6 protein-coding genes are annotated in these 12,093 nt (G+C 61.8%); 5 read left to right on the forward strand and 1 reads right to left on the reverse strand.

The genetic code is table 11. The annotated features are described in order from the left end of the window. Positions 1–75: 75 nt before the first annotated feature. Positions 76–5,157: a helicase-related protein gene (locus tag ASD31_RS06960; RefSeq protein ID WP_056331296.1), complete on the forward strand. Its 5,082-nt coding sequence runs from the start codon at positions 76–78 to the stop codon at positions 5,155–5,157. A gap of 174 nt (positions 5,158–5,331) precedes the next feature. Here ASD31_RS06960 and ligD read toward each other — a convergent pair whose 3' ends face one another. Next, positions 5,332–6,378 carry a non-homologous end-joining DNA ligase gene (ligD, locus tag ASD31_RS06965; RefSeq protein ID WP_056331298.1) on the reverse strand — a complete coding sequence of 349 codons (1,047 nt, stop codon included), beginning with the start codon at positions 6,376–6,378 and terminating at the stop codon, positions 5,332–5,334. A gap of 318 nt (positions 6,379–6,696) precedes the next feature. On the opposite strand from ligD, the gene ASD31_RS06970 reads away from it, so the two are divergent. From ASD31_RS06970 to ASD31_RS06985, 4 genes are all read left to right on the forward strand, one after another. After that, on the forward strand, positions 6,697–8,412 hold the full coding sequence (locus ASD31_RS06970) for a ParB/RepB/Spo0J family partition protein (protein WP_056331300.1): 1,716 nt from the start codon (positions 6,697–6,699) through the stop codon (positions 8,410–8,412). Between the two features lie 82 nt (positions 8,413–8,494). Further along, a complete protein-coding gene (locus ASD31_RS06975) occupies positions 8,495–9,199 on the forward strand; it encodes a DUF7007 domain-containing protein (protein WP_244483784.1) in 705 nt (234 codons plus the stop codon). Positions 9,200–9,830: 631 nt separating this feature from the next. After that, positions 9,831–10,415: a hypothetical protein gene (locus ASD31_RS06980; RefSeq protein WP_056331302.1), complete on the forward strand. Its 585-nt coding sequence runs from the start codon at positions 9,831–9,833 to the stop codon at positions 10,413–10,415. A 292-nt stretch (positions 10,416–10,707) separates the two neighbouring features. Beyond that, entirely contained in the window at positions 10,708–11,643 is a 936-nt protein-coding gene (locus ASD31_RS06985; protein ID WP_056331351.1) for an ArdC family protein, read from the forward strand. Positions 11,644–12,093 lie beyond the last annotated feature (450 nt).

A 12,093-nucleotide genomic window follows, 5' to 3' on the forward strand; every position in this document is an offset into this window, starting at 1 on the left:
CCACCATCCGCAGCCTAGCAACACCGCTCCTTCCGGCGAGTGTGCCTCGGCGCGCCCACTTACAGGAGTTTTCCAGTGGCGCATGACGATCCTTTCGCTGTCGACCTGTTCGGCAATACAGCTCTCGCATCCGGTCTCGATCTCGGTTTGACGGGTTTCGCAGCAGACCTCGGGACCGATATTGACCCCCGGCCCTTGACACCGGCGCCAGCCGCTCCGGTCCGCAAAGAACCGAAGCCCACAACGCAGATACGGGAGAAGGTCGATTTTCGGCTGGAGGGTTCTCGCGGTCTCGCAAAATCTTGGCGCGACCGTGCGCGTGACAATATCGCCGCCATCCTGCTAGCGAACGATATCGAGCGCCAGGGCCTGCCGGCTCGTCCTGACCAGCAGGCCAGATTGATCAAGTTCACCGGCTTCGGCGCCTCTGATCTGGCCAACGGCATATTCCGGCGTCCCGGCGACGAGGCATTTTGCAAAGGTTGGGAGGAGCTCGGCGGCAATCTCGAAAGTGCCGTTGCGCCGGGTGAATACGCATCGCTTGCGCGCTGCACCCAATATGCCCACTTCACGCCGGAGTTTATCGTTTGTGCCATGTGGTCAGGCTTGATCCGCATGGGGTTCGATGGTGGACGGATCCTGGAGCCGGGTATCGGCACGGGGATGTTTCCGGCGCTGATGCCGGATGCTCTGTCCAAGGTGAGCCATGTCACCGGCATCGAGCTTGATCCCGTCACCGCCCGTATCGTCCGGCTGCTCCAGCCACGCGCGAAAATCATCATAGGTGATTTCTCGCGCTCGAACCTGCCCGATCATTTCGACCTGGCGATCGGCAACCCGCCGTTTTCTGACAGGACGGTGAAGAGTGATCCGGCCTTCCGGTCTCTCGGCTTGCGGCTGCATGACTATTTCATCACCAAGTCCATCGACCGGCTGAAGCCTGGCGGTCTTGCAGCCTTCGTGACCTCGTCCGGCACGATGGACAAGGCCGACGCCCGCGCCCGCGAATACATCGCCGGCATGGCCGATCTCAGCGGCGCCGTCCGCCTGCCAGAGGGAAGTTTTCGCGCCGACGCCGGCACGGATGTGGTCGTCGATATTCTCTTTTTCCGGAAGCGACGAGCCGACGACCAGGCTGGAAGCTGCAACTGGCTTGATCTCGCGGATGTCCAGTCCGAAGGCGAGGGCGGTAGCGTCCGTATCAACAGGTGGTTCGCCGATCATCCCGACATGGTGCTGGGCCGCCATGCGATCACCTCAGGTCCATTCGGCGAGACCTACACCTGCCTCCCGATCGGTGATGATCTCGAAACGAGCCTGAACGCCGCGATCAGTCAGCTACCGGCCGACCTCTACGACGGCGAGGCCAGCACGATCGATTTTGCGATCGAGGACGAGGTCGCCGACGCCATGGCAGAGCGCCCGGACGACCCAAAAGTTCGCGAGGGCAGCTATTTCATCGGCAAGGCCACGGCGCTTATGCAGGTGGTGGACGGGGTTGCTGTCCCGGTCGAGGTCAGGAAGGGCCGCAGCACCGACGGCATCTTCGCCAAGCACGCCCTGATCATCCGAAAGCTGATCCCGATCCGTGACGCGGTCCGGCTTATCCTCAAGCTTCAGGAACGCGATCAGCCCTGGACTCAGGCGCAGGTCTCATTGCGCATCGCCTGGTCCAGTTTCGTGCGCGAGTTCGGTCAGATCAACTTCACCTCCGTCTCGACATCGGAGGATCCGGAAACCGGTGAAGTCAGGGAGATCCATCGCCGGCCGAATCTTACGCCTTTCCTCGATGATCCCGATTGCTGGCTGGTCGCCTCGATCGAGGACTACGATCTGGAGACAAACACCGCCAAACCCGGGCCGATCTTTACCGAGCGGGTGATCGCGCCGCCTCCGGCACCTAGCATTACATCGGCGCTCGATGCGCTCGCTGTCGTTTTGAACGAACGCGGACATGTCGCTCCCGATCACATCGCCGAGCTGTTGCATCGCGACGTTGAGGACGTTCTCGGCGAGCTGGGCGAGGCGGTCTTCCGCGATCCGTCCAACGGCTCCTGGCAGACGTCAGATGCCTATCTGTCCGGGGCAGTTCGCTCGAAGCTCACTGTTGCCCGAGCAGCCGCCGAGCTCGACCCAGTTTTCGCGCGAAACGTGACAGCGCTGGAGCGCGTCCAGCCCGCCGATCTCAGGCCCTCGGATATCACCGCACGCCTTGGCGCCCCGTGGATCCCGGCCGATGATGTCGTCGCCTTCGTCAAGGAGACCATGGAGGCTGACATCTCCATCCACCATCTGCCGGAACTGGCGACCTGGACGGTCAATGCCCGTCAACTCGAATGGTCGGCCGCCGGCACAACGGAATGGGGCACCCACCGCCGCCATGCCGGCCAGCTTCTCTCCGACGCCCTCAACTCCTCCGTGCCGCAGATCTTCGATACGGTTCGCGACGGCGAGACCGAGCGTCGGGTGCTGAACACGGTGGAGACGGAGGCTGCAAAGGAAAAGCTCGCCAAGATCAAGACCGCCTTCCAGTTGTGGATCTGGTCTGATCCAGATCGCACCGACCGGCTGGCGCGCGTCTATAACGACACGTTCAATAACATCGCGCCGCGCGCTTTCAACGGCGATCATCTCCAACTACCGGGCGCCTCAGGCGCCTTTTCTCTTTATGAGCATCAGAAACGCGGGACCTGGCGGGTTATTTCGGCAGGTAGCACCTATCTCGCTCATGCCGTTGGCGCCGGCAAGACGTTGACCATGGCTGCCGCAATCATGGAACAGCGCCGGCTCGGCCTGATCAACAAGGTGATGCTGGTCGTGCCAGGCCACTGCCTAGCGCAGGCTGCCCGTGAGTTCCTGGCGCTCTACCCCAACGCCCGCATTCTGGTCGCTGACGAAACCAACTTTGTCAGGGAGAAGCGCCATCGCTTCGTGTCACGGGCAGCGACCTCCAACTGGGATGCCATCATCATCACCCATTCGGCATTCCGGTTCATATCCGTGCCATCGGCGTTCGAAGCGCAGATGATCCAGGACGAGCTCGAGCTTTACGAGGAGCTGCTGACCAAGGTCGAACGCGACGACCGGCTATCGCGCAAGCGCATCGAACGCATGAAGGAAGGTCACAAGGAACGGCTGGAAGCACTGGCAACGCGCAAGGACGACCTGCTCACCATCTCGGAGCTCGGGATCGACCAGATCATCGTCGACGAGGCGCAGGAGTTCCGCAAGCTGTCCTTCGCTACCAACATGTCGACCCTGCGCGGTGTCGATCCGAACGGCTCGCAGCGCGCCTGGGACCTGTTTGTCAAATCCCGCTTTATCGAAACCAAAAACCCGGGCAGGGCGCTGGTGCTGGCCTCGGGCACGCCGATCACCAACACGCTCGGCGAGATGTTCTCCGTACAGCGGATGATGGATCCGGCAGCATTGTCGGAACGTGGACTGCACGAGTTTGACGCCTGGGCCTCGACCTTCGGCGACACCTCGACCGAACTCGAACTACAACCATCGGGCAAATACAAGCCGGTCACGCGTTTCAGCCAGTTCGTCAACGTGCCGGAACTGATTGCCATGTTCCGGTCGTTCGCCGACGTTGTGCTGCCCGCCGATCTCAGGACGTATGTGAAGGTTCCCGACGTCTCCGGCGGCAAGCGCCAGATCGTCACCGCCGAGCCGACGCCGGCGTTCAAAGCCTATCAGAAGCTGCTCGATGCCCGGATCAAGGCGATCGAGATGCGCGATGGTCCGGCCAAGCCCGGCGATGACATCCTGCTCTCGGTCATCACCGACGGGCGGCATGCCGCGATTGATCTTCGGCTGGTCGATCAGGCCATGGGCAATGAGACCAACAACAAGCTGAATGCGCTGGTCACTAACACCCATCGGATCTGGCAAGAAACGGGAGAGGCGGAATATCGTCGCAAAGACGGCAAGCCGTTTGACCGGCCGGGCGCTGGCCAGCTGATATTTTCCGATCTCGGCACGATCAATGTCGAGGTTACGCGCGGCTTTTCCGCCTATCGCTGGATCCGCGATGAGCTCGTCCGCTTGGGCGTTCCTGCCTCGGAAATTGCCTTCATGCAGGATTATAAGAAGTCGGACGCCAAGCAGCGCCTGTTCAACGACTTCAATGCCGGCAAGGTTCGCGTCCTGATCGGCTCGTCGGAAACCATGGGCACCGGCGTCAATGTCCAGGCACGGCTGAAGGCGCTCCATCACCTCGACGTACCGTGGTTGCCATCGCAGATCGAGCAGCGCGAGGGCCGTATCATTCGCCAGGGCAACCAGCATGACGAGGTCAATGTCTTTGCCTATGCAACACTGGGCTCGCTCGACGCCACCATGTGGCAGAACAACGAGCGCAAGGCCCGCTTTATCGCCGCTGCCCTGTCCGGCGACACCAGCGTTCGGCGTCTTGAGGACATGGGAGAGGGGCAGGCGAACCAGTTCGCCATGGCCAAGGCGATCGCGTCGGGCGACGAGCGGCTGATGCAGAAGGCCGGGCTGGAGGCTGAAATCGCCCGTCTCGATCGGCTGCGGGCCGCCCATATCGACGATCAGCATGCGATCCGCCGGCAGATCCGTGACGCTGAACGCGATTTCGAGTTTTCCAACCGCCGGATCCAGGATGTAGGCAAGGATATCGAGCGGTTGGTCCCGACATCCAGCGACGCCTTTGTCATGCAGGTTGGTGAAGGCACATTCGACGAGCGCAAACTCGCCGGCCGCGCGTTGATGAAGGAGATCCTGAGGCTGGTTCAGCTTCAGCAGGAGAAAGAGGTGATCATTGCAATGATCGGCGGCTTCGATCTCGCCTATCATGGCGAACGGTTCGGCAAGGACGGTTATCGCTACGACACGCTGCTTCAGCGCACGGGTGGCGACTACGAGATCGACCTGGCCGTCACAACGACGCCAATCGGTGCCATCTCCCGGCTCGAGCATGCGCTTGGCGGGTTTGAACAGGAACGCAAGAACTATCGCAATCGGCTCGTCGATGCCGAACGTCGTCTTGCCTCCTACACGCCGCGTCTTGGAGAACGCTTCTCGTTCGAAGCCGAGCTTGAACTCAAGCTGAGCCAACTGGACGAGATCGAGAGGGATCTGGCGGCAACCGCCAACGAACCAGAGGAGGATCGCCAGCAGGCCGCGTGATCGATGACATACCGCGGTTACTTGAAACGGGGTCGGGCGATACACATCTATCGCTCATCACCCGTTTCGATGTGTTTCCTGCAGTGGCGATAGCCGCGCGTTGGAAACTGTCCGGGTCGGAAAGGGCGCTCCCCGAAAGGGTCGAGCGCCCTTTCATTTTGAGACCTTCGGACGCTACTCGCTGAGTTTGTAGATCGCCGCATTGTCCTGCAGCTCCCGCAGGCCCTTATACGAGGCATGCCGCAATTTGCCATCGTCGGTCCAGGCGCGGTACTCGATCTCGGCAATCAATGTCGGTTGAACGAACACGACTCCCTTCTTATCAACCGCAACTGGAGCACGCTTGGTCTTTAGCGTGTCCAGCATCCGGCGCAGTTCGATAGCATCTTTCTCTTTGAAGCCAGTCCCGACTGAACCGATATAGACGAACGTGTCGCCCTGGTAGGCCGCCAGCAGCAGACTGCCGATCCCGCCGCGTGCCGCGGTGGATGGCTCGTACCCGACAATCACAAAGCTTTCGCTCTGGATGCATTCGATCTTCAGCCAGTCGCCAAGCCGGCCCGAGCGGTAGGCACTGTCACGGTGCTTGGCAATGATGCCTTCCAGGCCGTGTTCGCAGGCGGCCGCCAGAAGTGTCGCGCCGTCGGCTTCGAGCACCTCGGAAGCACGGATCGTTCCTTCGCTCTCGCCGATGAGGTCTTCCAGCAGGTGACGACGACCGGAAAGCTCCATCTTCGTCAGGTCATGGCCATCGAAATACAACAGGTCGAATGCGTAGAGGATCGCATCGCCCGACGCCTTCTTTCCTCCGCGTCCGCCGAGCGACCGTTGCAGCGCCCCGAAGTCCGAGCGGCCCTCTGCATCCAGCACGACAGCTTCACCATCGAGAATGGCGGTCCCGACGCCGAGCTTGCGCGCAGCGGCGGCGATTGCCGGAAACCTTTGCGTCCAGTCATGTCCGCCGCGGGTGACGATCCGCACCGAGTTCGGTTCGATATGCACCGCCACACGATAGCCGTCCCACTTGATCTCGTAACTCCAGTCCGGTCCCGATGGCGGCTTTGCCTTCAACAGCGCCAGGCACGGTTCGATGCGGTCTGGCATCGAGTCGAAGGGAAGCTGCGGCTGCGCGGGATCGCGTGGTTTGCGCGATCGCGAACGGATCGGGAGATCGGTTTCCCGCAGCAACGGCTGGAATTTCTTGCGCGGCGGCTTTGTCATGGCAAGAGTTCAGCAGCAATTGCTTAAAATCGTGTGACATCGCCGAGATATGTAAAAGGGGAGGAAAAGGAGGGGTGGATGAGGGAAGGAACCCGGTTCGCAAGAACGGTCCGACGGCTGCCGGTTCCCTCAATCGCGTCGGTCGCCGAGACCGGGCCAGCTTGCCTCGCAAGGCAGGTGTGCCTCGCTTGCGCGCAAGCCAGGTCTGCTCCGGCGCAATTGCAGCCGCAGGCCCGTCCTGCAGTTCGGGAGATGTCTTCAACAAGACGATGAGGAGGCGAGGACAGTCCGTCCGCCCGAAACCGAAAGGTCGTTCCCATGCAGTTGATTACAGCCGATCCGCGCAGTCTGAAAGACAATCCCGACCGGTCCCGCCAGTCGAAATCCTCGCCCCAGTCCGACGCGCTGCTCTGCGCATCGATCCGTGCCATCGGTGTCGTACAGCCGCCGATCGTCAAACTCGATCCGGAAGGCGGCAACAGCTACATCATCGTCTTCGGTCACCGCCGCGCCGCCCAGGCGATCGCCGCGGATCTCTCGGAGATCCCGTTGCTACTGGCAGATCCCTCCGATGATCTCGGCGCCATGCAGTCGTTTGCGGAGAACATCGCCCGCGAACCGCTGAACCCCGTCGACCAGTGGCGCGCCATTGAGCGGCTGGTGGCTCTCGGCTGGACCGAGGACTCGATTGCCATGGCGCTGGCGCTTCCGAGCCGCCAGATCCGCAAGCTACGGCTGCTCGCCAATATCCTGCCCGCGATGCTCGACCAGATGGCGCGTGGTGATATGCCGAACGAGCAGCAGCTGCGCACGATCGCGGCCGCCGGGCAGGACGGGCAGGCCGAGGTCTGGAAGAAGTACAAGCCGAGGAAGCAGGATCCGCAGGTGTCGTGGTGGGAGGTCGCCCGGGCGCTGACCACGACCCGGATGCTCGCCAAACATGCAAGCTTCGGTGACGATCTGGCACAGGCTTACGGCATCACCTGGGTCGAGGACCTGTTTGCACCCGCTGACGAGGACAGCCGCTACACCACGGATGTCGAGGCGTTTCTCGGGGCGCAGCAGGAGTGGCTCGCCAACAACCTGCCCAAGCGTGGTTCGGTCATCGAGGCCAACGAATACGGCCAGGCGAAGCTGCCAGCCAAGGCGCAACAGGTCTACGGAAAACCTGGCAAGGGCGATCTGACCGGCTGGTACATCAATGCCCGCGACGGGTCGGTGCAGTCGGTTGCCTACCGCATGCCCGAAGCGAAGAAGCCCAAGCTGGTCAAGGATTCCGATGGTGTCGAAACCGTCGTCGAGGAGGTTGAGACGCCGAAAGTGCGGCCCGACGTAACCCAGAAGGGTCTCGACATGATCGGTGACTTGCGCACCGATGCTCTCCACGAGGCGCTCGCCCGTGCGCCGATCGAGGACGATACGCTGATGGCTCTGCTCATCCTCGCCTTCACCGGCACCAACGTGACGGTCGCCAGCGGCGCATCGGACAATCCCCATGGTCACGCAAAATGCGGCCCGCATGCTGCCAGGCTGATTGGCGAGGACGGCAAGCTGTCCTTCGATCGAGAGACACTGGTGCAGGCTGCGCGCTCGGTGTTGATCGAAGTCCTGTCGCTTCGGCGCAATCGCTCCGATAGCGGCCTGATTGCCCGCATTGCCGGCGGCGCCATCGCGGCTGATGAATTTCTGACGAATATGGGCACGGAGGATTTCCTCTCATGCCTGTCGCGCTCTGCGCTGGAGGCCACAGCGGAAACAGCTGGGGTCCCCGGCCGGATCAAGGTGAAGGACACCCGTGCGGCTCTGGTCGAGCATTTCGCCGAGGGAAAGCTCGTGCATCGGACGGCATTGCTCGCGCCATCCACTGATGACGTCCGGTCGTGGGTCGGACGATACACCAGCGTCGACAGCGGATCGGAGGAGGCCCAAGGCGGTCCCGATGCGCTCGAAGAGCAGCATTCCGCTGGTGACGTCGTGGGTGATTCCGGCTCCGAGGAAGAGACGGACGAGGGTTTCCGCGCGGCCGCCGAATAACAACAGGCGTCAGGATCCGAATAGACGCCGCAGGCTCATACCGGCGGCGTCATCGTTTCCGAGCGGTCAGAAGGAGTTTGTCATGGCAGAGCTAGATGATGACAGCGCCACCGAAAAAGCGGCACATGAGGTTGAACTACGCAGATTGGATCGGCCGACGATAGATGCCGGAACATCAACGCCGTGGGGCGCGGCGCAGGACTCACGGCAATTCGCCGATGGTGTCGTTCGACATTCCACCGCCAGCCACGGCGGTTTCCATCTCGACGACGTTGCAAACAACACCGTCCATGCTCTCTACCGGAATGACAACGGGTTCTACGAGGAGGACTGCGAATGGGCGAAGGTTGCCCATGCCTTTCCGCAGCTGTTCAGCGCCCATGAGCGGCGTTTGGCGGATTGCACACTTCGCGACACTTATCCCGATGCCCACGAGCGCGTCATGGGCGTTGCTTTGTTGGAAGGGCAGTCCCACGCCCGTGACCGTCGCGAATTCGAGAAGCGACATCACAATGACTGGGTCGTCATCGCGGCTCTCAATTCCGATCACCAACTAGGTTTCGTCGAATGCATCGCGACGCTGGGTGGGATCCGGGGCGAGGCCGGCGAACGGCGATTTCTCGTTCCATGTTCCGACTACACGATCGCTCCGCATGGCTTCGTCATCGATCCAGCCAAGCACAAGCCATATGATGGGCCATCAAGCTTCGTGACCTGGCGGCGCGGCGATGACTGTCGTGTCATGCATAGCGGCGCTCCCAGAAATCAGGTGATCGATTTTCATTGAGCTCTATCGCAGGATCTGGCCACGGCTGCAGGATTGTCTCCCTGCGGCCGAGCCGACACGACGAATGAAGGCGCGGTGGAAATGCAAAGCACGGCATGGCCCAGCTTGCAATCACAGCGTGCAACCTACGGCCAAGTGAGAGCCGAAAGCCCGGCGGAGGCGAGCGCGCGGCAAAGCGTTGATCGGAGTGCTGAGCCAGCAAATGCGGGCAACCGGCTTGCACTGGAGTGTGCTGGGATCGAGATCTGCAAGGACCTCTTGTAGGTGGCGCGGCGTTGCCAAGGTCGGATCGGGATGGCGATTGCATCATGCTGCTTTGAACCAGATCGTCGGCCGGCACAGCACCTCGTTTTTGTTGCGGTCTGACATGGGCGCGTCCCGGTCAAAGGCCGCTTTCGCGCCGCGTTGCGGCAGGACCATCGCCGCGTCGCAAGGCAGGCTCGCGTCTGTCGCAGCCCGCTTTCAGGCGGGCAGCACCATCCGCAAGCCTTCCTCGCTCCGCTTAGCAATGCCCTGACCTTGGGCCGGGCCGCTTGCGCCGCATGTCCTTTCGCCCGCACCCGAGGGGCTGAGCCGGACGACAACCGGTACCCCGGGCTTCGCTGAAACATCGCTCATAAAGGATCCGATCATGGCACCGCTCAACCACTCCACCCATAAGAACCGTCCCGCAAAATCCCAGCGCGCCACCACCCTCGAAATGGTCAGGCACGCCTGCCCGGATACGGCGCAGGGCCAACGCATCTCCGAAAGCTTCGGCCTTGCCCTCATCGACAGCGACGGAATCCGCGATCTCCACCGCAGCCAGCTGATCAAAAGCGCCGAGGCGCTGAAGGATGGTCTTACCGAAAAGGCCATGCAGATCCACATGCAGCGCATCGTCGGATCCTTTGTCGGCTCCGCCTACGGCGCCGGGCAATTCTACAGCCGCGCGGTCACCGAGGCTCGCGATCTCACAATGAAACTCTCCAACGATACCCGGGACGAGGACCTCGACGGTCCTGTGGGTTTTGACAGCCGCGCCCAGCGCAAGCGCGAGTTTGCAGCCGACATGGGCCTTCAAGCGCACGTGCTCCGCATGGCAGCCGAAGGCGCCGTCTCCGCCTACGAGGACATTACCGGTGAGACATGGAAGCCCTACGAGCGCACGATCGAACAGCCCGCCAACTCCGTCGACCAAAAGGCCGCAACGGCCCAGATGGCAGCGTTCGAATAGCCGGAATGCGGGGCTTCGGCCCCGCGCTCCATCCGGGATGAAGCGGCCGGCGCAGTTGCGCTGGCCGTTTTGTGTGTTTCGAGCCAAGCCCATGCGGTCCGTCCCGGATCGCGGTCTAGCTTCGGCCGGCAGGGTGCCGGCGCAACGGCAAGCCGTCCTCCACTGCGTTGCGGCCCGTATGCATATTCTAAAATCTTCGACGCTCGTCAGCAGGTGCGCCGTCGCCGGCCTGCGCTCTTCGCCCGCCGTGACGGACCGCGATGGGCGCGGTCTGCCAATCGAGGAGAAGACCATGGGACAAGATAACAAAAGAGTCGCACAGGAAGGCCGGGCCGACATCCATGCAAAAATTACCGACCGTATTATCGCGGCGCTTGAGGCCGGGGTTCGCCCCTGGGTTCAGCCATGGAATTGCGGCCATCTAAAGGGCCCTATCACCCGGCCACTGCGGCACAACGGCGAGTCGTATTCCGGCATCAACGTGCTGCTACTCTGGTCGGAAACGGTCTCGCGCGGGTTCCGTTCTCCGATGTGGATGACATTTCGACAGGCGCTAGAACTCGGCGCCCATGTCCGCAAGGGCGAGACGGGATCGACGGTCGTCTACGCCAATCGGGTCACAAAGTCTGAGACAGCTGACAATGGCGACGAGATCGAGCGGGAATTCCCGTTCCTCAGGACATATACGGTTTTTAATGTCGAGCAGATCGATGATCTGCCGGAAGGCCATTCCTCGATAGTGCCCGATGTTGGCAAGCCGGCTGTAAACCGTATCGCGGCCGTTGATGCCTTCTTTGCGGCGACGGGAGCGTTCATTCGTCACGGTGGCAGCAAGGCCTACTACGCGCCGGGTTCAGATATGATTCAGATGCCACCAATCGAGGCGTTTCGCGATCTCGAAAGCTATTATGCGACGCTTGCGCATGAGGAGGTGCATTGGGCCGGCGCTTCCCATCGGCTGAACCGCGACCTCTCGCGCTACGCCAAGGATCGATCAGAGCGGGCACGCGAGGAATTGATCGCGGAACTCGGCGCCAGTTTTCTTTGCGCCGATCTCGGTATTGTGCCTGAGTTGGAGCCTCGTCTCGACCATGCGAGTTATCTAGGATCCTGGTTATCGGTTTTGCAGAACGACAAGCGCTACATTTTCCAGGCCGCTGCCCAGGCACAGCGAGCTGTTTCCTATCTCCATGACTTTCAAATATCGGCTTGCCGAGTGGTTGCTTGATCTCGGGGCAATGACACCGCACGGCCGTCTCGACAGGCGGTCGTGCACATAGCGGCACGGGTCGGAGAATAGCGATCACGCAATTGGCTCTGGCTTACTTGGAGCGCTTGCGAGTTGGTCGAAACGCATCGCGCAGAGCTGCCCGCCGATAGCGCCATTGCAGCCCACCCCTTCGCATGGGTCGCCCAACGCGGTCTCGATGCGGCTTGTCTGACCGAAGTCCGCCTCGCAAACTCGGCTCGTTCGGCTTGACGCAACGGCCGGCTCGTTTTCTTCCCCTGACGACCACCACCCCACATGACAGGTCATGTAGGGACCCCGGTCAGTCGCCATCCTCGCGAGACAAGAAAGCCTCGGCCAATGGCCGTCCTCCACTTCGTTTCGGCCCTGTGGGTGCGCGCCCCCCGCCTCCGGTCTTATCGACAGCCATCGAGGCCGCGATGGGCGCGG

This window comes from Rhizobium sp. Root482, from assembly GCF_001426565.1.
In the GTDB taxonomy this organism is placed as follows: domain Bacteria; phylum Pseudomonadota; class Alphaproteobacteria; order Rhizobiales; family Rhizobiaceae; genus Pararhizobium.

Excerpts from the sequence above, each read along its gene's own strand:
- ligD (WP_056331298.1), bottom strand. The coding sequence starts at position 6,378 with ATGACAAAGCCGCCGCGCAAGAAATTCCAGCCGTTGCTGCGGGAAACC.
- ASD31_RS06970 (WP_056331300.1), top strand. The coding sequence starts at position 6,697 with ATGCAGTTGATTACAGCCGATCCGCGCAGTCTGAAAGACAATCCCGAC.
- ASD31_RS06975 (WP_244483784.1), top strand. The coding sequence starts at position 8,495 with ATGGCAGAGCTAGATGATGACAGCGCCACCGAAAAAGCGGCACATGAG.
- ASD31_RS06980 (WP_056331302.1), top strand. The coding sequence starts at position 9,831 with ATGGCACCGCTCAACCACTCCACCCATAAGAACCGTCCCGCAAAATCC.
- ASD31_RS06985 (WP_056331351.1), top strand. The coding sequence starts at position 10,708 with ATGGGACAAGATAACAAAAGAGTCGCACAGGAAGGCCGGGCCGACATC.